At 59.9% G+C, this 21,726-nt stretch carries 18 protein-coding genes; 9 read left to right on the forward strand and 9 right to left on the reverse strand.

Annotation, left to right across the window (positions count from 1 at the left end):
* Nucleotides 1–143: 143 nt before the first annotated feature.
* Nucleotides 144–683, reverse strand: a complete 540-nt coding sequence (locus NR164_RS02205; protein ID WP_198864338.1) for a hypothetical protein — start codon at nt 681–683, stop codon at nt 144–146.
* A gap of 374 nt (nt 684–1,057) precedes the next feature.
* Between NR164_RS02205 and NR164_RS02210 the strand changes: the two genes are divergently transcribed.
* From NR164_RS02210 to copD, 9 genes are all read left to right on the forward strand, one after another.
* Nucleotides 1,058–1,453 carry a hypothetical protein gene (locus tag NR164_RS02210; protein WP_256822216.1) on the forward strand — a complete coding sequence of 132 codons (396 nt, stop codon included), beginning with the start codon at nt 1,058–1,060 and terminating at the stop codon, nt 1,451–1,453.
* 101 nt (nt 1,454–1,554) lie between these two features.
* Nucleotides 1,555–1,992 (forward strand): hypothetical protein, encoded by a 438-nt coding sequence (locus NR164_RS02215; protein ID WP_177032437.1) that lies wholly within the window; start codon nt 1,555–1,557, stop codon nt 1,990–1,992.
* Nucleotides 1,993–2,108: 116 nt separating this feature from the next.
* Nucleotides 2,109–2,360 (forward strand): DUF2933 domain-containing protein, encoded by a 252-nt coding sequence (locus tag NR164_RS02220; protein ID WP_256822217.1) that lies wholly within the window; start codon nt 2,109–2,111, stop codon nt 2,358–2,360.
* 3 nt (nt 2,361–2,363) lie between these two features.
* Entirely contained in the window at nt 2,364–4,712 is a 2,349-nt protein-coding gene (locus tag NR164_RS02225; protein ID WP_256350938.1) for a heavy metal translocating P-type ATPase, read from the forward strand.
* A gap of 114 nt (nt 4,713–4,826) precedes the next feature.
* Entirely contained in the window at nt 4,827–5,099 is a 273-nt protein-coding gene (locus NR164_RS02230; protein WP_128191422.1) for a heavy-metal-associated domain-containing protein, read from the forward strand.
* Nucleotides 5,100–5,366: 267 nt separating this feature from the next.
* Nucleotides 5,367–7,232 (forward strand): copper resistance system multicopper oxidase, encoded by a 1,866-nt coding sequence (locus NR164_RS02235; RefSeq protein WP_256822218.1) that lies wholly within the window; start codon nt 5,367–5,369, stop codon nt 7,230–7,232.
* A gap of 9 nt (nt 7,233–7,241) precedes the next feature.
* Complete coding sequence (locus NR164_RS02240; protein ID WP_306218010.1) at nt 7,242–8,126, forward strand: copper resistance protein B; 885 nt, start codon at nt 7,242–7,244, stop codon at nt 8,124–8,126.
* A gap of 70 nt (nt 8,127–8,196) precedes the next feature.
* Complete coding sequence (gene copC, locus NR164_RS02245) at nt 8,197–8,583, forward strand: copper homeostasis periplasmic binding protein CopC (RefSeq protein ID WP_079443821.1); 387 nt, start codon at nt 8,197–8,199, stop codon at nt 8,581–8,583.
* A 3-nt stretch (nt 8,584–8,586) separates the two neighbouring features.
* On the forward strand, nt 8,587–9,531 hold the full coding sequence (gene copD, locus NR164_RS02250; RefSeq protein WP_057004126.1) for a copper homeostasis membrane protein CopD: 945 nt from the start codon (nt 8,587–8,589) through the stop codon (nt 9,529–9,531).
* Between the two features lie 154 nt (nt 9,532–9,685).
* Here copD and NR164_RS02255 read toward each other — a convergent pair whose 3' ends face one another.
* The 8 genes from NR164_RS02255 to NR164_RS02290 form a co-directional block, all read right to left on the reverse strand.
* Entirely contained in the window at nt 9,686–10,558 is an 873-nt protein-coding gene (locus NR164_RS02255; protein ID WP_256822219.1) for an ADP-polyphosphate phosphotransferase, read from the reverse strand.
* Nucleotides 10,559–10,808: 250 nt separating this feature from the next.
* Nucleotides 10,809–11,456: a response regulator gene (locus tag NR164_RS02260; protein ID WP_169864612.1), complete on the reverse strand. Its 648-nt coding sequence runs from the start codon at nt 11,454–11,456 to the stop codon at nt 10,809–10,811.
* Complete coding sequence (locus NR164_RS02265) at nt 11,449–14,628, reverse strand: response regulator (RefSeq protein ID WP_256822220.1); 3,180 nt, start codon at nt 14,626–14,628, stop codon at nt 11,449–11,451. The genes NR164_RS02260 and NR164_RS02265 overlap by 8 nt, the downstream gene beginning before the upstream one ends.
* Nucleotides 14,628–18,569: a type VI secretion protein IcmF/TssM N-terminal domain-containing protein gene (locus tag NR164_RS02270; protein ID WP_256822221.1), complete on the reverse strand. Its 3,942-nt coding sequence runs from the start codon at nt 18,567–18,569 to the stop codon at nt 14,628–14,630. Before NR164_RS02270 ends, NR164_RS02265 begins: the two co-directional genes overlap by 1 nt.
* Nucleotides 18,569–19,237, reverse strand: a complete 669-nt coding sequence (locus NR164_RS02275; protein WP_128191425.1) for a DotU family type IV/VI secretion system protein — start codon at nt 19,235–19,237, stop codon at nt 18,569–18,571. Before NR164_RS02275 ends, NR164_RS02270 begins: the two co-directional genes overlap by 1 nt.
* Nucleotides 19,234–20,616 (reverse strand): type VI secretion system baseplate subunit TssK, encoded by a 1,383-nt coding sequence (tssK, locus tag NR164_RS02280; protein WP_256822222.1) that lies wholly within the window; start codon nt 20,614–20,616, stop codon nt 19,234–19,236. Before tssK ends, NR164_RS02275 begins: the two co-directional genes overlap by 4 nt.
* A gap of 63 nt (nt 20,617–20,679) precedes the next feature.
* Nucleotides 20,680–21,282, reverse strand: a complete 603-nt coding sequence (gene tssJ / locus NR164_RS02285; protein WP_032804928.1) for a type VI secretion system lipoprotein TssJ — start codon at nt 21,280–21,282, stop codon at nt 20,680–20,682.
* Between the two features lie 35 nt (nt 21,283–21,317).
* Nucleotides 21,318–21,722, reverse strand: a complete 405-nt coding sequence (locus tag NR164_RS02290) for a DUF4150 domain-containing protein (RefSeq protein WP_026140301.1) — start codon at nt 21,720–21,722, stop codon at nt 21,318–21,320.
* Nucleotides 21,723–21,726 lie beyond the last annotated feature (4 nt).

Here is a 21,726-nt window from a genome sequence, read left to right on the forward strand (position 1 = left end):
CCCATTCCCAATCTTTCCACCCTACAGTCATTGGCGGCCTATTTGCATCCAGGGGCTAGAAAAGATGCTCAACTATTGATAGCGGCAAATGTGGGCTAGCAGATACATCGCCGATACCGGCCTCTTTCGGCTTACGGCAGAAATTATTTACCTTGCACCACTCGAACATGTGCATGGCTGATGGCTTTGTAGACACGAATCAATCTTAAAAGCGGCCACCAGTCATATAGAAAAATCTGCAGCGGTCGCCACATTGCCACCCAGCCAATGATCATCAGGCTTTCGCGCGCTGTGCCGACTACAGCGCCAGTGCCCAGTTGACCAATGACATCGACTGCAATCAGGCAAAGGGTAACAAAGGCGATGCCGATCACCAGGCTGATGCGGCCATCTCGAAGGAGGTGTTTTAACTCACTGCGCGTGAGGCCTGCCTTATGATCAAAGTAATTGTGGATTGCCTCGATCATGATCGCACTTGGATCGCCCTCTGCTGGTAGGTGCTCAAGGTGGATTGTGATACGAAGCCGGCTGTCCGACGAAAATTCCGCCGCCCAAGTCTCAATGAACGCTTCAGCTTCGCGATCTAGATCCTTGTTAAGAAAAGGTGTCGGATCCATCGAGTTAAACAACTGCCCAAGCTCGCGTACTCGAAGTTGAAGGTGATGCTCTGGTTTTTTTCTCATGGCACTTACCGATTGTTATGCATTGGCAGTTTCGAGTTGCGCGACTCGCTTTCGCTGCGCCTCAGTCCTTACGCAGCGCTCTGATCGCCGCCGGCATCACCGTCAAACCCAAGCTCCCATTTAAACAGCCTGCCGATGAACCGCCGGCGAGGATGGCCAGCCTCCAAGAAAGCTGAGTTTAGTTTTGCCGAAATAAACCGACTCGGGGAGATTGCACTCTCGGAATCATGACCACAGCAACACCTGCTTGCCGAGCAACAGCCTTGCTGCCCAAGCGCACCCAAAAACCCACTTACCTGATTGAGGTCAACTCTGCGACTGCCTGGGTGTCTACACTGAAACAAATAGGGTCTAACAGGCCCGTGGAGCACGTCATGTATTGGTTCCGTCATCACTACCGCGATCTTTTGCGACTCACCCTAGGGGTGTGGGTGTTGGCTGTGATCGTGACGGTATTTCACGGCTGCCTGGTGCAGCCGCAGCACAGCCTGAGTGCAACGCACGAGACTCCTTCCACGCTGCAACAGGTGGATGAACATGCGCTGCATGCCAGCGGCTGCCTTAAGCATTGTGCCGATGCAGCAAAGGCGATCAGTCCCACATCGCAGATACCGACACTGGATCTCGCCAGTTTAGCGCTTGCCTTGCTGTTACCTGCGATGCTGCTGCTTAACCCCGCTCAAACAATAACCTTCGCTGCACTCGCACTGAAGCGCCCCGCTCCATCGGGGCCGCCAGCCCGCCTTATATTCGTCCGCTTCAACGATTAATTCGCCTTTCAGGGCGGTCACACCGTGGCCGCTCTGCGTCATTGCGCCGATTCGGCGCGGCTTAGTAGTTCCTGCTTATCTCTAAATACCCGGAGTTCACCATGCAAACACAATTGAAACTGGTTCTTGCCGCCATTTTGGCCAGCAGCGTCTTCATGGCTTCTGCCGAAGATGAGCATCACCCTGTCGACGCACCTGCCAGCGCAACGGCTGCCAGCGCACCGTCCGAGTCGGCGATGAATAAAGCGATGAGCGAGCAAATGCAGAAAATGCAGGCCGCTCATGACAAAGTCGCCGCCGCGAAGACACCAGCCGAACGGCAAGCAGCCATGCAAGAGGGTATGAAAACGATGAAGGACAGCTTGGCCATGATGAGTAAGCAGCAAGGTGCTGCTGGTTGTACGGGCGTGGAGATGGGCTCAGGCATGGGAATGTCTGGCTCCAAGGACGGTATGGGTATGGGTAAAGGAATGATGGAGATGATGATGAAAATGATGGATCAGCAGTCGTCGATGATGGATATGCCAATGAAGAAGTGACGACCGCTATCCACCGAGGATTGCGGCGCTGGCAATGCAACGGTGTCGCCATGGCCTGCATGGCTAGAGCGACACCGCCGTACTACTCGATAGCACTCCCTTAGGAGTACAAAGTCATGATGAATTCACCACATTCAGCTAACACCTCTCCAGCATTTTGGAGGAGCAAAACCGGCATAGCGCTGGGCATGCTGGCGGTGATCGCGCTGTTTTATCTGGCCAGAGAACACTACGGCCATATGCTGGGCTTACTGCCTTACATGATTTTGCTGTTGTGCCCGCTGATGCATTTTTTCGGGCACCACCATGGTGCACACAGTCATCACGGAGAAAACTCAGACTCAACCAAGGACGCGAACAGGAGATAGCCCATGCACGTCCCTGAACTTCGTCAAGACGACCCAATACACAAGCCTGAACCCACCGGTTCCCATGACCCGGTATGTGGCATGACCGTCATTAACGAAAGCCAATTCAGTACGCAATATAAGGGACAAACCTACCGGTTCTGCAGCCAGAAATGTCAAACGACCTTCAGTGCAGAGCCCGAGCGCTATCGAATATCTCCGACCGAAATTGAACGCGTCCATCAGGCACCAGCAGAACCGTTGACCATTGACACTGAATACACCTGCCCCATGCATCCGGAGATTCGCCAGATTGGCCCCGGCGTCTGCCCTAAGTGCGGCATGACCTTGGAGCCGGTGATTCCCGAGCTGGAGGAAGAAGAGAACCCTGAACTCAAGAACTTCACCCAACGCTTCTGGTGGACATTGCCACTGACAATAATCGTCACCGTTCTGGCCATGGGCGGCCATGCCTTGGTGCTGTTTCATGGCCCCACGCAAAACTGGATCGAGCTGGGTCTGGCCGCACCCGTGGTGCTTTGGGCTGGCTGGCCATTTTATATACGCGGCGTGCGCTCGGTGATTCAGCGCAGCCCGAACATGTGGACACTGATCAGCCTCGGCACGGCAGCGGCCTTCATTTACAGCGTCGTCGCCACCCTGACTCCCAGCGCCTTCCCTGGCAACTTCATGATGGAAGGCCGTATCGGCGTGTACTTCGAGGCAGCGGCTGTGATCATCTCACTGACCCTGCTCGGCCAGATGCTCGAACTCAAAGCTCGCTCGCAAACCTCGTCGGCCATCAAGTCGTTGCTTGGACTGGCCCCCAAAACTGCACGACGGATCAATGCCGACGGCACGGAAGAAGACGTCCCCCTGACGCACGTACACAGCGGCGACACGTTACGTGTGCGACCAGGCGAGAAAGTGCCTGTCGACGGTCAGGTGCTACAAGGCGAAAGCGCTGTAGACGAGTCGATGCTCACTGGCGAACCTATACCGATCATGAAAAGGGCCGGCGACGCACTGATCGGCGCCACTCTCAACATCCACGGCAGCCTGGTGATGCAGGCGCAGAAGATAGGGTCGGCTACCCTGCTCGCACAGATAGTGCAGATGGTTGTTCAGGCCCAACGCTCTAAGGCGCCGATGCAACGCCTGGCTGATGTAATCGCCGGCTACTTTGTGATCGTGGTGATAACCATCGCGGCACTGACTTTCCTGGGTTGGGGGCTATGGGGGCCTGAGCCAAGCTGGGTATTTGGCCTGATCAACGCTGTCGCAGTGATGATCATCGCCTGTCCCTGCGCTCTTGGCCTGGCGACACCCATGTCGATTATGGTCGCCACCGGCAAGGCCGCTGGCAGCGGCGTCTTGTTCCGTGATGCCGCTGCCATCGAAAATCTGCGCAATATAGATACCTTGATTGTCGACAAGACGGGCACCCTCACTGAGGGGCGGCCAGCGTTCCACAGCGTCGAGACTGTACCTGGATTTACTCAGGATGAAGTGCTGCGCCTGGCTGCGAGTCTTGATCAGGGCAGCGAGCACCCGTTGGCCCGCGCCATCGTCGATCAGGCACGCGCCGCAGGTCTGACACTGAGCCCACCTGAAACCTTTGAGTCGGCCTCAGGTATTGGAGTAAGCGGTCAAGTCGAGGGCCGTCGCCTGAAGCTGGGCAATACGGCGCTGATGCAAGAGGCTGGCGTCACCACCGAAAGATTGCAAACGCAGGCCGAGAAGCTACGCGGCGATGGCACGAGCATCATGTACTTAGCTGTCAATGGCGCCCTGGCAGGTTTGCTGGCTGTAGCCGACCCAATCAAACCCACCTCGAAGCTGGCGGTCGAGCGCCTGCAGGCGGATGGCGTCAAGGTCATCATGGCCACTGGCGACGGCCTTACCACTGCGCGGTCGGTCGCTCTGCGGCTGGGTATCGAGGAGGTACATGGAGAGGTCAAACCGCAAGACAAAGAACGTCTGGTCGCGTCTCTGCAACAAGCCGGACACCTCGTGGCGATGGCCGGCGACGGCATTAATGATGCCCCCGCGCTGGCTCGCGCTGATGTAGGAATCGCCATGGGCACTGGCACTGACGTAGCAATGAACAGCGCTCAAGTCACCCTGGTCAAAGGCGATCTGCTCGGTATCCTGCGTGCACGCAGCCTGTCAGTCGCAACGGTGAGCAATATGCACCAGAACCTGACCTTCGCCTTCCTTTACAACGCCATGGGCATCCCGTTGGCGGCCGGCTTGCTCTACCCGCTTACCGGTCACCTTCTGTCACCGCTCATTGCCGCACTGGCCATGAGCGTGAGCTCGGCGTCGGTGGTATTCAACGCGTTGCGCCTGCGCCAGGCTTCCATTGATTGAGTGATAACGACCGCTTGACCTTGCCATCGCAGCAAGGTTGAAGATAAGCCAACGTCGCAGAAAAGCCGAATGCCTCAGCCTTCGCATGATGCATTTTGTTATGAGGAGTCACCGATGAAAACCGTTGAACTGCAAGTCCAGGGCATGAGCTGTGGCTCATGTGTCAAACACGTCACCGAAGCGCTGCGCCCACTTGAAGGCGTCAGTGACATAGCAGTGGATCTACAAGCTGGACGGGTGAAGGTCAGCGGCGATTCGGACAGCCATGCGCTGCTTTCAGCCCTGCAGGAGGCTGGCTATCCAGCACAGTTGGCGACAATGGAAAGCGTACCGAGTAAGAAAGCCTCGGGTTGTGGCGGGAACGGCGGCGGTTGCTGCTGTCGGTAAGCGATATTTTTAAACGGCAATTGACGACTACGTCAGGGCTAACCTGACACGGCCTATCACAACAAGACAACTCTATCGATGCTGCCCTATCGCAGCGCAGCCAAATTGCCGCCGCCAACCTGACGGAAATGTAATCACGCGCGGGCTGATGATGTGACATCTTGCTCGCAAAATGGCGGCTGGCACCGACTCTCTGAAGCGAGCCATGGCCCTACTGTGGCAGCGCTTTCGTATCTGCCTGGACTCCGACTGACTGGATACCCCTCGATGCATTCCAGAACATCAAGACGCACTTTCGTGAAAGCCTTGGCGGCAGGCGGGGTACTCGCAGGCTTTGGGCTGTGGCGCAGCCCGGTGTGGGCAATTACCAGTCCGGGGCAGCCGAATGTGCTCGCTGGCACTCATTTCGATCTGACTATCGGTGAAATGGGGGTGAACTTCACGGGCACGCCCCGCTCCGCCATGACCATCAACGGCAGCCTCCCCGGCCCGATACTGCGCTGGCGCGAGGGCGATACGGTGACGTTGCGGGTCAGGAATCGGCTCAAGGAAAACACCTCGATCCATTGGCACGGCATCATTCTGCCGGTGAACATGGACGGTGTACCGGGTCTGAGTTTTCACGGCATCGAACCGGGCGGCCTGTACGTTTATTCGTTCAAGGTCAAACAGAACGGCACCTACTGGTATCACAGTCATTCCGGGTTCCAGGAGCAGGTCGGCGTCTACGGCCCTTTGGTCATCGATGCAAAGGATCCCGAACCCTTCAGCTATGACCGCGACTATGTGGTGATGCTGTCCGACTGGACGGATGAAGACCCAGCGCGGGTCATGAAGAAACTCAAGAAACAATCCAGTTACTACAACCTGCACAAGCGCACCGTCGGCGACTTCATTGATGACGTCAGCAAGAACGGTTGGTCTGCCACCGTCGCGGATCGGAAAATGTGGGCTGAAATGAACATGAACCCCACCGATCTTGCCGACGTTAGCGGCGCCACCTACACCTACTTGCTCAACGGACAGGCTCCTGACAGCAACTGGACAGGCATTTTCAAGCCCGGCGAACGGCTGCGCCTGAGGTTCATCAACGGCTCGGCGATGAGCTACTTTGACGTGCGTATTCCTGGGCTGAAAATGACTGTCGTCGCCGCAGACGGGCAGTACGTGAAACCGGTGAGCGTCGATGAGTTCCGCATCGCCGTGGCCGAAACCTTTGATGTGATCGTCGAACCCACCGAAAATGCATACACCTTGTTCGCCCAGTCGATGGATCGCACCGGTTTCGCGAGAGGCACATTGGCTGTACATGAAGGGCTCTCGGCCCCTGTGCCGCCCCTGGATCCACGTCCGTTGATCACGATGAGCGACATGGGCATGGGGGATATGGCCGGCATGGATCATGGCGATATGACGGGTATGACCCAGGACTCGATGCAAGGCATGGAGAGTATGGATCACAGCCAAATGGCGGCCGGCGAGGACAACGGCATGCAGGGTATGACGGGCATGGACGGTGGATCGATGCAGAGCATGGATCACAGTCAGACGCCAGGCTCGGCAGACACGTCGGGGCACTCGATGCCGGGCATGAGCAGCATGGACTCGATGGAGCCCCACCCGGCCTCGGAAGCGAACAACCCGCTGGTCGACATGCAGACGATGAGCCCCACACCGAAACTCAACGATCCTGGCATGGGACTGAGAAACAACGGTCGCCGGGTGCTGACCTACTCAGACCTGAAGAGCACCTTCCAGGATCCCGATGGTCGGGAACCCAGCCGCACCATCACGCTGCACCTGACTGGACACATGGAAAAGTTCTCGTGGTCTTTTGACGGCGTCAAATTCGCGGACGCCGAACCACTTCATCTCAAATATGGAGAGCGCATCCGAGTGGTTCTAGTCAACGACACCATGATGATGCATCCCATTCATCTGCATGGCATGTGGAGTGACCTGGAGGATGAAAACGGTGATTTCATGGTTCGCAAACACACCATCGACATGCCGCCCGGCACCAAACGCAGCTACCGCGTGACCGCCGACGCCCTGGGGCGATGGGCGTACCACTGCCACCTGATGTACCACATGGAAATGGGCATGTTCCGCGAAGTCCGTGTACAAGAGTAGGAGCCAGACATGAACTTCGATAGAACCGCTAAACCGCTACTCGCCGGCCTGGCCATCCTCGGGATGGGTGTCATGACGCTTGCTTATGGGCAGACCGAGCCCATGCAAGGTGTGGACGGCAACCAGATGCAGGAGATGGATCACTCCCAGATGCAGGGTATGAAACCCGCAGCGCCCCAGCAAAGCCGTACACCCATTCCGGCGCTCACCGATGCCGATCGCGCGGCGGTGTTTGAAAGCCATGCCGGCCACCAGATGCACGACAGCGCCATCAACTCATTTTTCCTGATCGATCAACTCGAATGGCAAGACGCTGACAAGGGCAGCGCATTACGTTGGGAAGCCAACGGCTGGATTGGCGGCGACACGGATCGTCTCTGGCTGCGTACCGAAGGCGAGCGAACCAATGGCGTGACCGAAAGCGCTGAGCTTCAGGCACTCTGGGGACACGCCGTCAGTCCCTGGTGGGACGTGGTCAGTGGTGTGCGACAAGACTTCAAACCTGGCGCACCGCAGACCTGGGCGGCGCTGGGGCTGCAAGGCATGGCGCTCTACGACTTTGAAACTCAAGCCACCGCTTACCTGGGCGAGGCCGGCCAGACCGCGCTGCGGCTCAAGGGTGACTACGACATTTTGCTGACCAACCGCTTGATTCTGCAACCCACTGCTGAAATCAACCTCTATGGCAAAAACGACCCGCAACGGGCCACAGGCTCAGGGCTGTCGGACACCGAGGTCGGCCTGAGACTGCGCTATGAAATACGCCGCGAGTTCGCACCTTACATCGGCGTGACCTGGAACCGCGCCTACGGCAAAACGGCAGATTACCGCCTCGAAGAAGGCGAAGACCAGAGCGATACGCGCTTTGTCGTCGGTGTGCGAATGTGGTTCTAAACCTGACCGAAAGATACATCCATTCTAACAGTAACACCCCACCCACGGCCCAGGCCGTCAGGAGCCTTGCATGTCATCGTTTAAAACCCTCGGTGTTGTCGCTGCACTCAGCATCGGTTTGTTGTTGAGCACTGCCGCCCAGGCGCATCCAAAATTACTGTCCTCCACCCCGGTCGATGGCGCCACCGTGGCTGCACCGGCAAAAATCGAACTGAGTTTCTCGGAAAAGCTCACCACCCAGTTTTCCGGCGCGAAACTGATCATGACCGAAATGCCGGGCATGTCCGCCCACTCCCCCATGGGTGTCAAAGCGAGTGTCGCGGGTAGCGACGATCCGAAAATGATGGTCATCACTCCGGCAGCGCCGCTCACACCTGGCACATACAAGGTCGAGTGGAGGGCGGTTTCTTCCGATACCCACCCGATCACAGGTACCGTGACCTTTAAAGTCAAGTGATCCATGGACGACTCCATCTACATTAGCCTTCGCTTCGCGCTCTATATCGACTTGATGCTGCTCTTCGGGCTGGCACTGTTTGGCCTGTACAGTCTCAGAGGAAAGGAACGTGCAGACGGTGCCGTGTTGAATTTTGGGTCGTTGCTGGTGGGAACTGCCCTTATCGGCATACTGCTATCGATGGTGGCCATGCTACAGATGGCCAAGACGATGAGCGGCGTGTCCAGCGTCATGGAGCTGCATCACCACATCCTGCAGATGATGTTGATGGACACTGACGTCGGGTTGACCTGGATGGTTCGAATAGCCTCATTGACCTTGGCGGTCATCGCCGCGACTCTCAATCGACGAAGCCCGGCATTGAGCCTCTGGCTGGCCACATTGTGTGGGGCCATCGCCCTCGCGACGCTCGCCTGGACGGGACATGGCGCCATGGATGAAGGCAGTCGACGCTACCTGCACTTCACCAGCGATATTGTCCATCTTCTGGGTGCAGGCAGTTGGTTGGGCGCTCTCGCTGCATTTGCGCTGTTATTGCGCTCAACCAACCTCACAGGCGATCTGCAGATACGGTTGCTGGCTCGAACGCTGACTGGTTTCGAATCAGCGGGGACGCTTATCGTCGCAACCCTGACTATCACCGGGATCGTCAACTATCTGATGGTTGTCGGGCCAGCATTCGAGACATTGACCTCCAGCACGTATGGGGCCCTGCTGTCTTTGAAGGTCTTCTTGTTCGCGGGGATGCTGGTATTTGCGGCGGTAAACCGCTTTCACCTGAGCCCGCTGCTTGAGCGATCCATTCAGGCAGATACCCACACCGTCGCGATCAACGCTTTACGGCGCAGCATGATTCTAGAGTTCTCGGTCGCGGTGATCATTATGGGCCTGGTTGCCTGGCTCGGCACACTCAGCCCAGAGATGGAGATGTCCGCTGAGTCCCCATGAAGTGAATGATGAGCGACCAGCTCCGGGACAAACCACATTGCTCAATTCTAAGCCTGCCAAGTTCTGCCAGATTTTCAACCAGGTCCCAAAGCATGTTTTTTTGAACTAGCATCCATCAGCCTCTCATGCATGCTGATAAAGCGGCACCGTTCATTCATTCTTCCAGAAGCTGCTTGCGGATATCCAGCAGTTCTTGGTGACGCTCCTCACTGGTCTTTGGATATGACATTTTCAGCCCATCCAGCACATCTGAAAATATCTGAGATACGATCAGTCGGGCATTTTTCTTGTCATCGGCAGGCACAACATACCAAGGCGTCTCAGTCGTGCTCGTTGCACTAAGGCATTTTTCGTAGGCCTGCATATAGTCTTTCCAATACTTGCGTTCCTCGATATCCGCAGCACTAAATTTCCAGTTTTTTTCCGGCTTGTCGATGCGGTCCAGGAAGCGTTTTCGTTGCTCTTCTTTCGACAGATGGAGAAAAAATTTGATGATGCGTGTTCCGTTACCTGACAGGTGGCGCTCCAAATTGGAGATTGAACGATATCGCTCCCGCCAGACAGTACTATTGCTTTCAAGAGCATCCGGGAGGCCCTCGCTTCGGAGAATTTCCGGATGGACACGGGCTATCAGTACCTCCTCATAGTACGACCGATTGAATATGCCAATCTGTCCGCGTCCCGGTAGGTTGCGTGTGGTTCGCCATAGAAAGTCGTGCTCCAACTCAGCCGCGCTGGGATGCTTGAAGCTGAATACCTGGCAACCTTGCGGATTCACACCTGACATCACATGCTTGATGGCACCGTCTTTTCCTGCGGCATCCATCGCCTGGAAAATCAGCAGAATGGCATAGCGATTGGACGCATAAAGCAGCTGCTGCTGCGCGCTGAGTTGCGCAACATGCGTTGTCAGAAGCTGACGATATTGCTGTTTTGACTTGTAGAAAGGTTCCACCTTGGTCGGCCACTTATGGAGATTGACCTCGTCGCCTTCCCGTACTCTAAAATCCGCCGAGTTTATTTTCATATTCCGCCTTTCGGTGCCGCTGGCGCAGTGACTGGTTGTCTTGAAGCTGCATTGGCAACTCGCCATCTGATCAACGCAACCTTCAAAGTGTCGTTCAGGATTAGACAGGAGACTAGCGCATAACCGAATAATGCGATCACCCGCCTTCCGCGCAATACGCTGGGCCTGGTGATCAACGCCCTGCCCCTTCGCAGGCCTGCCCCACCCTACCCCATCGGCCCGCGACCACTGAGCAAGAGCACAACGCCGGTTATTGATCCTCTCCAAGCAGACCTAGCCGATAAGCCCACTGGGTCATATCGGCAGCGTTGTGTGCGTCCAGTTTCTTCATCAGGTTGAGCCGATGAGTCTCTACGGTTTTGAGGCCGATACACAAGATCTCGGCAACGTCGCGATTACGTGCGCCTTCGGCGACCAGCTTCAAGACCTGGCGTTCTCGCCCGGTCAGGCCGACACCGCTGGCCGTGTGTGCAGCGCCGCGTAGTGCCATGACTTGAGCCGCATCGAGACCGGCATCGATATAGATTCTCCCCGCGCGCACCTGGGCGATCGCCTGGAGCAAATCCTCCCGGCGGCTTCGCTTGAGCACATAGCCGACCGCGCCGGCCTCCAGCGCCAGCGCGGCGTTATGCTCGGAGACCGTGGAAGTCAGGGCGATGATCAGGATGGCCGGCCAGCGCCTGGCGATCAGGGTCAGGGCCGAGACGCCATCGAGCAACGGCATATTCAGGTCCATCAACACCAGATCGGGTTGCAAGGCGCGGCACATGGCGACGGCTTGCTGACCGTCTTCGGCCTCGCCAGCCACGCTCAGCTCAGGCACATCGGCCAGCAGCGCACATAACCCTTCGCGAATCATCGCGTGGTCATCCACCAGCAGTAAACGGCACTCAGGCATCGTCAGGGTTTCCAGTTTTTTCAGAGGGGCCGGGCTGACGCGCAGCCAGGGTCAGACCATGCATTTCCAGTTGCAACAGCGCAGCGACCATCGTGGCGGTATCCGCGTCAGCGGCGGCCCGTTCCATCAACGCAGCCGACGCCTCCAACGCTGCTTCAGCGAACTGCCCGGCACTTCCCTTGAGGCTATGGGCGATACGCGCAGCTTCGGCGTGATCGACCTGCGCGACCGCCTCCTTGAGCCGAACCAGCAAGGCCTGGCAGTCCGCCACGAACAAGCGTTGCAGACGAGGTGCGCGGAGTGGATCTTGTTCCTGGAGAGGCGTCAGCGGCGGCACGGTCCGTGCCAGTCTCGGTGCAGTGGGCTCTACGCTGCGCAACTCCATCCCGCGTGCCTGCTGGCGCGCAATCACCTGCGTGATCGCATCGAACAGCTGCGTCGGTAGCACGGGCTTGGCGAGATAGTCATTGGCGCCGGCTTCGATGAAACGTTCCCGGTCACCGCTCATGGCATTGGCGGTCAAGGCGATGACGTAAACATCCTCATCCAGCACTGGGCGCTGCCCCGAACGCAATTGACGAACCGCCTCCATGCCATCCATTCGCGGCATTTGCCCGTCCATCAAGACCGCATCGAAGATCTTCCGCCCGAGTAATTCCAGGGCCTCGACACCGTCGCGGGCATGAGCGACGCGATGGCCGAAACGCTCCAGGAACAACTGCGTAATCTCGCGATTGGTGGCGATGTCATCGACCACCAGGACATCCAGGCTGACGTCATGCCGCTCCAGGCTGCGCAGCGGCGAGGCTGTTTCGCAGAGCGTCGGCGTTGCGCCGCTCTGCACCTCGCACAAGGTGCGATAGAAATGCTGGCGACGCAGCGGCCTGACAACGCACGCAGCCAGGCCATGGGCACGCAGTTCGTCGGCGGACGGCAGTGATTCGACCTGCGAGGCCATCAGCACGATACGCGCGGTTGCCAACGCCGGGGCTGCACGGCACAGGTCGGCGAACTCGACACCATCGACCCTGGGCAGGCGCCAATTGACCAATACCAAGTCGAACCGGACACCCAATTGCGCCTGCTCGTGCATCAGGCTCAGTGCTTCTTCGGCAGACGCCGCTTCCTGGCACAGCATCTGCCACTGGCCGAGCATCTCCATCAATGCCCCGCGCTCATCGGCGTGCTCATCCACCACCAGGGTCCGCAGCCCCCACAACCTCGGGGCGTCGGCCGCGCGCGCCGGGCACTGCGGCAAGGGCAAGGTCAGTGCAAAGGTCGAACCCACTTCCGGTTGGCTGTGCAACGCGATACCGCCGCCCATCAAGCCGGCCAGACGCTGGCTGATGGACAAGCCCAACCCGGTACCGCCGTAGTTTCGGGTGGTGGAGGCATCGGCCTGCAAAAACGCCTCAAACACCGAGCGCTGTGCGGATGGCGCGATACCGATGCCGGTATCGATCACCTGAAATCCGAGCAGGTCGCCATCCCCCCGCCAGACCAGCAGGCGAATCGAGCCGCTGGCCGTGAACTTGACCGCGTTACTCAGCAGATTGAGCAGAATCTGCCGCAGTCGCCACGGATCGCCGATCACCTGCCCCGGTACATCGGTGGCGATATGGCAGATCATGCGCAGGCCCTTTTCCGCTGCGCGCGGCGCCAACAGTTCGGTGACATCTTCCAGCACTTCGGTCAGATCGAACTCGACCTGCTCGATATTCAAGTTGCCCGATTCGATTTTGGAAAAGTCCAGGATGTCGCTGATCAGCGCCAGCAAGGCTTCGGAGTGCTCACGGATGGCCGTGACAAAATGTTGTTGTTGCGCCGTGAGCAACGTATCCGCCAGCAAGTGATTCATGCCGATGACCGCGTTCATCGGGGTACGGATCTCGTGACTCATATTGGCCAGGAACTGCCCCTTGAGTTGGTTGGCCTGGTTGGCCATATCCCGGGCGCCCTGTAGTTCCTGGGTGCGGACCTCCACCAGGTGCTCCAGCCCGGCCTGCTCGGCCTGCAATGCATCGAGCAAGCGGTTGTACGCCCTGGCGAAGCGTCCCAGCTCATCGGTGCGTGCCTCTGGCAAACGACGCGACAGGTCGTCGCCGCGAGCGGTCTCTTCGATTTCCCGCGCAAACCGGGCCAGCGGCTGCGCCAATTCGCGATGCAACACCCAGAGCAAACCAAGGGCCAGCAGGATAAAGCCGACAATCGCAAAAGGTACCTCGGCAAGAATCAGGCCCAACGCGCCGGCGCGCAGTTGCGCTTGCGGATACAGCGTCAACAGATACCAATCCGGTTGCGGCAGGTGAGCGACGATCATCGGCGTGTCGGCGTCGAAGCGGCCGATCTGCGGGAAGCCGACTGCGGCAGGCAAATCCGCGATCAGCTGCTTGAGCCTGTCGTGGGAAACCGCCTCCAGCGTATTGCCGGAAAGGTCGGCAATGCGCTGACCCTGTGCATCCAGCAACAGGCTGGGATAGCCATTGAGCAGCTGCCCGATACGGGCCAATCGCTCATCCAGCTTCAGTTCATAGCCGGTCATGAACAATGGCTTGCCCGATGCATCCCGGGCGACCATCGCAACGCTGATCAACTGGCGGCCCAGCAACGGCTCGTAATAGGGGCCGTCCCACACAACCTCGGGCCCACCTGCCGGCAGCCCCTCGAACAGCGCCCGCAAATGGGTCGCCCGGGCCTGGGCGAAGCCCGAAGGAATATCGACTTGCGTGGAAAAAGCCGCCCCCGCGTCGGGAAAATAGAAAAACGTATCGACGGTCATTGCCTGGCCGGCCGTGCCGAATGCTTCGGCTGCGGAAGCGGCGCGGGCCAACCACTCAGTGGCGGCGGCAGTGTCCGTGGCGCCCTGCCCGGGCGGGTTGAGCACCCAATGCAGGGTGCTGCGCTGGAAAATATTGCTGCCGAACTCGTTTACCGCGCCGCCGTTCCAGCGTGACATGAGTCGTCTGGCGCCCTCCTCCGCATCGCGAAAATCGTCATTGTCGACACTGGAGAGCAGCGCCAGGCGCTGGCTGAGATCGTCCAGCGCCTTGCCTTGCAGCTGTTCATATGTGCGCCAGGCGCTAAGCCCGGCGGCCACGCACCAACTCAACGCCAGCACCAGCGCCAACACACAGGTAATGCGCAGCGCCAGTGACGCGCGCCACCCCTTCATCACAGGTCGACCTTACTGGCGGCGGCACTGTCGAGCGTGGCGGCCACGCCCATTTTGCGCACAATATCGCGGATCGCCCGTTGCGCAGCCGCGTCGTCACGCAGCGCCACCACCAGCAACCGCGTCACCTTGTCACCCGTTATCGCCTGCGTGGCTTCGCGCCGGCTGGTCAAGCCGAGGATACGCAGCTGTTCCTCAAGGTTCTTCAAGCGCGTCTCGTTGCCATAGGTGCCAAGATCCAAGCGCAGCCCTTCACCTGCCGACAGCCCCGTTACCACGGGCCGGGGCGTCCAGCACCAGGCAATCTGGGTCGGCGGTTGAATACTCGCGACCCCCTGTTCGACCGGTGAACCGAGGGCAGCCAGTCGCACATTCGTCGCGGCGGCCTGGGTATCCATCGCCGCCAACTGTTCGGCGGTGGCACTCAAGCGTGCATCGATGAGATTGGCCTCGCGCTGCATTTGGTCGGCCTGGTCGTACTTGTCCAGCAACACCTGTTCGCCTTCCTGGCGGTACGTCAGTTGGATGCCGATGAGATTCTCACTGCCCATCAAATTGCGCTGGCCGGGGAAATCGTCGGCGCTGAAGGTGTGTTGCCCACCGTTGAACAGCCGCAGGAAGTCCACGAACGCGCGGTCTCCGGTCCAGTGCCGGGTCAGCTTGAAGTTGGCGAAGCTGATCTCCAGGGCGACATCGGCACAGGCCCCCGGCGCCCAGACGAAGCTGGCGCTGGTGGGGAAGTTGAAGTTGTCCAGTACCGTCGAACGGCCACTGCATTGCAGCGTCAGGCGCGTCTGCTGGGGCAGCGAACGGGCACCGAGGTTGACCTGCGACGGCGCGGCGGACAGTTCCACCACCGCCGCGGTGGCCTGCAGTATGGCGATGCTCTGCTTGAGCTCCGCCCGTTGCGCCACAAGGCCTTTTTGCTCGGCTTCCAGTGCCTGTCGGCTTTGCTGCTCCGTGGCCTGCTGGGCCTGACTCTGTCGCTCGGCACCGAGCAGATCATTGCGCGCATGCTGCATGCGGCTGACATAGGCGTAGAACGCACCGGTCAGCGGAATTTGCACACCCAGCGCCTCCCGTCCGCTGTAGCGCTGCACATCGCGTTGCACGAAGGTTTTCACCGCTCCGCTCATAAAGGCCGGCAGTTGACCGCGCTCGCCGTACAGCAGCTCGTTGAGCATGACCGGGTCCTGCACGCCCTGGATCGAGCTGAGCAGCTGCCCGCTCCAGTCGCCTTGCAGGCGGCAGGCCGCCACTTCGGCGGCGTAATGCGAGGAGAAATCCAACTGACCGGTGGCCAACGCCCAGACCGCATCTTCACGCGGGTCCGGTCCCTTCAGCGCCTGGATCAAGGCGCTGCGCACGCTGTCGGCTTCCCAGAGCGGTGCGGACTTCACCGAAGGATCGGCGCCGAAGCCCCAAGTCTCCACGGCCACCTGGAACGCTTGTGCATCGCTTTTCTGCAGATCGGCCACCACACCCTTCATCAACTGCTGGAACCTGGCCAAGGCACGGGCTTGGGTCAACTCGTCGCGCAAGCCGTTGACGCCACTCTCGATCGAACCGCCACTGGCCACGCCCTTGAGCATATCGCCGCCCAGGGCATTGGTGATTTTCAGACTGCCCAGCGCCCCCGCTTCGGCATGCAGATCGTTGTTACTGGCCAGTTCAAGCAAACGATCGAGCGACACCGCGCGGCTCGCCCAAGGTGCCCGCTGCTCGGGCGGGATCAAGGCAAACCGTTCGGCACTGCGATGCAACAGCTTCAGGAACGGATCATTGGGCGTACCGACCACACTCAGGGCCAATTGCCAGTCACTGCGCGTCTTCAAGCGTGTCTGTGCACTGAGCAGGCTGCCCTGGATAAACCGATACCAGGCGTCCTGGGTATCGCTTTGGTACTGATCGAGGAATTTCACCCGCTGTGTCTTCCACAACGCGCTGTCACGGCTGGCGAGGCCGAGTTCATCCATGAACGCAAAAATCGCGCTGTGCCCTTGCAACGTATAGGCACCGGAAAGACTCAACCCCGGGTTATCGCTATCGCTCCAGTATTCCGTCAGCCGGATCGGTTGCAGATTGCCCTGCAGTTCCGCCCAGGCTTTCAGCCACGTCAGGGGGCGTCCTTCAAGCCCCATGCTCTCCAGCTGGCCCAGCAAGGCGGCGCGTTGGCCCTGCATCTGCGCCATATCGGTTTGCCACTCCAGATAGGAGCGATAGCTGCTCCCCAGGGTGACCAGTTGCCCGGCGCTGGTTGCTTCCTTGGAACCGTAGGTCAAGTTCAGGAAACCCACCTCGGAACCCGGCAGCGGCAAGTTATCCATCGACTGGTTATTCAGGCGGGCATCGAGCAGGTTGATCCGGCGCACGAGGAATTCGGCATAAGCGGCAATCAGCCGTGGATCGCCGCTGTTCAACGCGCCGCGCAGGTTCTGCGAAATGAAACCATCGAATACCGGCGTGCGTATTTCGCTGTCGAACAACCTCACGTAGTCAGAGCGGTAGTGCTCCTGGACCTGTTCGATATGGCGTGAGAACGGCAGCAAACCATGCCATCCGCCCTGCTGCTGGTCAGATAAGCTGATCAACGCTTGGCGAAACCGACGCAGCGCATCCAGATCGCTCTCCAGCCCACCGTTGAAGTCCTCGGCCGCTGGCGGCTCGTCCAGCGCGTCGGTGAGCACGGCTTGAGTGTGGTGGTCGGCATACACCAGCAACGCGCCAAAGCCGATACACAGCCCCAGCCAGCCGATGACTGCGGCGTGGACCAACAGCCTGCGCCAGCGATGCCAGCTATCGATGGGTTGATAGGCGTGGCGTTGCGCAGGCAAAAGCCTGCCCAGCAACTCATGACTGAACCAGCCTTCGCTTGTGCCGTCTGCCTCTTGCCCTTGCGCGGTCAGGAACAGCCCGCAGAGCAGCGGCAACTCGCTGTAGGGGTTGGCGTCAAACGCGGGTAACAGCAGATGCTGGAGACGCGAGCGCAGTTCAACGATGCGCTCCGGCAGGCTGAAAGCTTCTTCATCCGGCAGGCCACGCACGCCCAACTCGATGCGCAGGTCGAACAGACGCTGGCCGAGCCCGCTGAACATCTCTTCGAGAAACACCTGCGCCGCCCCCGTGCGCTGTTGGCTGAGCAGGCCAAACGGTTGCTCGCGTTGTGGCGGCGTGAGAGCGCAAGCCCACTGGGTGAAACCCGGCAAGGCTTCGGCACCGGTAATGATGAAATACACCGGCAGACGGGCACCAAAGACCTTCACCAGATCATCCAGGCGGCGGCGCAGATTGTGTCCCTGCTCGGCCAGGCGCGCATCGGAGTCGCTCAACAAGCGCTGGCAGTCGATCACCAGCAGTACACCGTTGAGGGGTTCGCGGCGCCGCGAACGCAACAGCCAGTACAGCAACCGTCGCCATTCCGGGCCGGCGTCGCTGTTGCCCTCCGCCATGCGGCCGGCGGGGTCAATGATCACGCCACGCTCAAGGAACCACCAATCCAGAGTGCCAGTCGAGGCCGCCGGCTTTCCACCGCGGGTCGAACGCAAGGCCGAGGTCAGCCCGCTATTGCCCAGCAACCGCCGGGTGCCGCTGCCACTCTCGCCCAGCGTCAGGAACCAGGGCAGCACATACAACGGTGAACCCAATCGACTCAGGCGCGACTGGCGCAACATCTGCACGCCGCTGTTCCAGTCCTGATCAAGCGCCGGCGCTTCAACGCGACGACTCTGGGGCAACTCGCTGTTCATCCGGCGACGCAAGCGCCAGGCATACCAGCGTCGCCCGACCCCGCGCAGGCAAAAAACCACCAACAGCGTCACGATGCAAATCAGCGGCACGTACCACAATGGCCAGCTTTTGTAGAGCGCCAGGCCCCAGAGCAATAGCACGATGCACGCCAGCAGCAGCACCCAGAGCAACAACACCCCTGCTTTCTTCAACATCAGCGCATCTCCAGCAATTGGCTGACTTGTCGACCCAGCGAGAGATCGAAACTGATGTAAAGCACGGTCAACAGAATCAACGGCACCCCGATCAGCAACAGCAGCGAAAGACCGGGCAAGCCCCGGCGCACCACACGCAGGCGCGTTGGCAGGTGGTCCTCGGGTTGTTCGAAGAGATGGCTGTTGGCGTCCAGCGGCACCATCTGCCGATCGAGAATGATCCGCTCCAGGCAAAGCCGACGGTATTGCATCAGTTCACCACCCGGGCGGGTCGCGTAACGCCCCTGGAAACCGCCGAGCAAGGCCAGGCCGAAGACCTCGCGGGCACCGACCGCCGCCTCGGGCAAAGCCTCCAGGCGTTGGAAGAACTCGACACCGGCCCGACTGGTGGAAAAATAGTGGCGCTGCAACGGCGCCCGCCGCCATTCGGCCGCCCCGGGCCATTCGCCGGACATGGCCGCTTCGTCGATCCAGGCGACCACCGCGAACAGCGCCTCGCGCACTTCGGCTTCGGCAAAGTGCAGCTCGCGGGCCCGATTGGCGGCGCCATCGAGCAGCACGATGAGCGCCGGCGCAAGCGTCTCATAGGACTGTGCCGGATCAACGAAGCCGCGCTTGGCAGCCTCGAAACTCGACATCCAGCAGTCAGCCAGGCGGGGATTGATCATGTGCGAACCACCACCAGGTCGATACTCAGGTCAGCCGGCGGCTGGGGCAGGAAGAACGCCGCCTGACGCTCCTGCTGCAGCGTTTCCCAACCCTCGCTCAGCGTTTCCAGGCGGAAGTACAACGCGCCGGCCACCCGCGGCAAGCCCTGGGGCGGAACCTGCAGATAGATCAACTCAACCCCGGGCAACGCGCGGTTGACCAGGCCTTGCATGACGCTGAGAGCTCCCAGCTTGCCATCCAACGGCAGGCACTCGGCCAGCCACACCGGATCGACCAGACTGCGCGCCACCAGATAGTAACGATGCCGCGCGCCGAAAAACGCGTCCGGCAATGGGGCCTGATAAAACCCTTCCTGCAGTTGCAGGTGGACCAGCAACTCTGAGCCGATGCTGATCTCATTGAGCTGCTGGCCGATCAGGGCCACCAGTGCAATCGTCGCCGCGCCCGCGTCCTCATGCTTGTAGGCCGGCACCAACAGACGGCCATCCGGGGTTTCGCCGAGCATGTCGCAGACATCGGAAAACAGACTCAACTCACCAACAAGTTGGCGCAGGGTGCCGTAAAGCTGCCATGGCGACACCTGCGGGGTTTCCAGCAAATGCGTCAGCAACGGGCCATAGCGATTCAGTACCGCCAGGGCCATCAGGTGGTTGACCTGGGCCGCGTCGAGATCGCCCCGCCGCGACTCCCCCGGCTGCTTGTACACCGACAACTGCCGCGCCCGGCCGACCAGTTCGTCGCGGACTTCGCGCAAGGTTTGCAGGAGCATCGGCGATGCCGCCAGATTGACCGACGGCGGCACGTAGCGTTGGGCCGGCCGGAGGCGATCACCGTCCAGCTCAAGCCGTGCAATCGGCAGCAGCTCGTAGGCGCTCAGATGCTCCAGCTCATCGTCCCAGAACAGCCGCAACACATAGGACATGGGCCGCACCCGCGCTTCCGGGGAATCGCCGAGACGGTCACCGATCACTTCCGGGTCGGCCGCCACGATAAAGCGTGCTTCCGCCCGGGCCCCGGCAGACAACGTCTCGAACACTTGCGCGTTGGCGTCGCCTGGCAGCAAGCGGCGTAGCCCCACAAACAGCGTGCGGCCGCCACTGAATTCGCCGAGGTCAAGGGTGCGCGACTCCAGCATCGCATTGCCCGGATATTCAGCCAGCGTGCCTTCGGCGAAGCGCACCGACAATTGCTCCAGCAGGCACTGTTTGGCAACCAGCGCGGGCTCATTGATCTTCAGCGAGATCAAACCCCACGGGTACGGATGGTTCAACTCTGTGGTCCGGGTCAGACGATGCTCGATACGCGCATCGTTCTGTTGAAAATGCTGAGGCTGGAGGAACAAGCCCTGGTGCCAATACAACAACTGATCGATATTCATAGGGCTCGGTTTCAGGCAAAAAATTGAAAAAGCGTGGCCACTGCAACGCTCACGGCAAGCAGCTCAGTCCTGTGCGCCGGGCAGGCGCACCTCACCCTCTCGGGGCTGCACCGGCTTGGGCAACGCCAGGCGACTCTCCTTGCCACGCAACAGCGCATCGGGCCCGACGAGCAGGTCAATGGCGATGGGGCGCGGGGTGGCGGTCCAGGTCTTGCTGAAAAACCCTGTCGACGTCACGTCGACGCCGATCTGATAGAGCTTGACGCTGCGCGTCGGGTCCAGGTGCGCGTAACCGGCGGCGATACCGACCATCTTCGCGCCCTCCAGTCGCGGCAGGCTCAACTGGCGGGTCTGGCCCGGCTCGATAAACAGCCGCGTCAGCCCGATCATCCCGGGCGGCGCACTGTTCATCAGCAGCAGGCTGCTCAGTTGCTGGGAACTGCCGGTGTAGGCGGAAAACGCACTGATCTGATCGAACTGCGTGACCACCACCAACAGGTTATGCGCCTGGCCGTCGTACTGATTGAGGTCGTTATCGGCGGTGAAGCTCAGCTCGATGGCGTTTTCGGTGTAGTCCCATTTGAGCGCAGTGAGGGCCTTTTGCTCGGGGGTGAGGTCCTGGCTGCTGCAGGCGGCGAGCAGGATGCACAGGGCCAGTCCGCCCATGGAAAACTTGATGGAGGGCGCACGCCCCGCGCTGCTCACGCCATCACCAGCACAGCAGTCTGGCTCGGCTGCGAAACCGTCCCCATGGTGTTATTGGCGTTGTGCATGGTCTGGCAGGTGACACGCACGGCGGGCTTACCGGCGACCATCACTTTGGTGCTGCCATCGATGAAGATCATTTCACCCTTGACCTTGCCGCTGGTGACGCCACCGGCCACCCCAGCTTCATCGCCACTGGTCATCAACACCTTGCTCGACATATTCATCGCTGGCATGCCGTCCACCAGCACGTCCATCACCAACCCACCCGGGTCCGCGGCACTGGTATCGGCAGCGTTGGGATAAGGCAATGGCACTGGCCCGGCGGGCGGAACGGGCGTCTTGCAGATATCGGGCACCGTGGACAGCGCCATCGCACCGCCGTTATTGAGCATATACATAATC

It is taken from the genome of Pseudomonas sp. Pse79 (assembly GCF_024519615.1).
GTDB classification, from domain to species: domain Bacteria; phylum Pseudomonadota; class Gammaproteobacteria; order Pseudomonadales; family Pseudomonadaceae; genus Aquipseudomonas; species Aquipseudomonas veronii.

Excerpts from the sequence above, each read along its gene's own strand:
- NR164_RS02205 (WP_198864338.1), bottom strand. The coding sequence starts at position 683 with ATGAGAAAAAAACCAGAGCATCACCTTCAACTTCGAGTACGCGAGCTT.
- NR164_RS02210 (WP_256822216.1), top strand. The coding sequence starts at position 1,058 with ATGTATTGGTTCCGTCATCACTACCGCGATCTTTTGCGACTCACCCTA.
- NR164_RS02215 (WP_177032437.1), top strand. The coding sequence starts at position 1,555 with ATGCAAACACAATTGAAACTGGTTCTTGCCGCCATTTTGGCCAGCAGC.
- NR164_RS02220 (WP_256822217.1), top strand. The coding sequence starts at position 2,109 with ATGATGAATTCACCACATTCAGCTAACACCTCTCCAGCATTTTGGAGG.
- NR164_RS02225 (WP_256350938.1), top strand. The coding sequence starts at position 2,364 with ATGCACGTCCCTGAACTTCGTCAAGACGACCCAATACACAAGCCTGAA.
- NR164_RS02230 (WP_128191422.1), top strand. The coding sequence starts at position 4,827 with ATGAAAACCGTTGAACTGCAAGTCCAGGGCATGAGCTGTGGCTCATGT.
- NR164_RS02235 (WP_256822218.1), top strand. The coding sequence starts at position 5,367 with ATGCATTCCAGAACATCAAGACGCACTTTCGTGAAAGCCTTGGCGGCA.
- NR164_RS02240 (WP_306218010.1), top strand. The coding sequence starts at position 7,242 with ATGAACTTCGATAGAACCGCTAAACCGCTACTCGCCGGCCTGGCCATC.
- copC (WP_079443821.1), top strand. The coding sequence starts at position 8,197 with ATGTCATCGTTTAAAACCCTCGGTGTTGTCGCTGCACTCAGCATCGGT.
- copD (WP_057004126.1), top strand. The coding sequence starts at position 8,587 with ATGGACGACTCCATCTACATTAGCCTTCGCTTCGCGCTCTATATCGAC.
- NR164_RS02255 (WP_256822219.1), bottom strand. The coding sequence starts at position 10,558 with ATGAAAATAAACTCGGCGGATTTTAGAGTACGGGAAGGCGACGAGGTC.
- NR164_RS02260 (WP_169864612.1), bottom strand. The coding sequence starts at position 11,456 with ATGCCTGAGTGCCGTTTACTGCTGGTGGATGACCACGCGATGATTCGC.
- NR164_RS02265 (WP_256822220.1), bottom strand. The coding sequence starts at position 14,628 with ATGAAGGGGTGGCGCGCGTCACTGGCGCTGCGCATTACCTGTGTGTTG.
- NR164_RS02270 (WP_256822221.1), bottom strand. The coding sequence starts at position 18,569 with ATGTTGAAGAAAGCAGGGGTGTTGTTGCTCTGGGTGCTGCTGCTGGCG.
- NR164_RS02275 (WP_128191425.1), bottom strand. The coding sequence starts at position 19,237 with ATGATCAATCCCCGCCTGGCTGACTGCTGGATGTCGAGTTTCGAGGCT.
- tssK (WP_256822222.1), bottom strand. The coding sequence starts at position 20,616 with ATGAATATCGATCAGTTGTTGTATTGGCACCAGGGCTTGTTCCTCCAG.
- tssJ (WP_032804928.1), bottom strand. The coding sequence starts at position 21,282 with ATGGGCGGACTGGCCCTGTGCATCCTGCTCGCCGCCTGCAGCAGCCAG.
- NR164_RS02290 (WP_026140301.1), bottom strand. The coding sequence starts at position 21,722 with ATGTATATGCTCAATAACGGCGGTGCGATGGCGCTGTCCACGGTGCCC.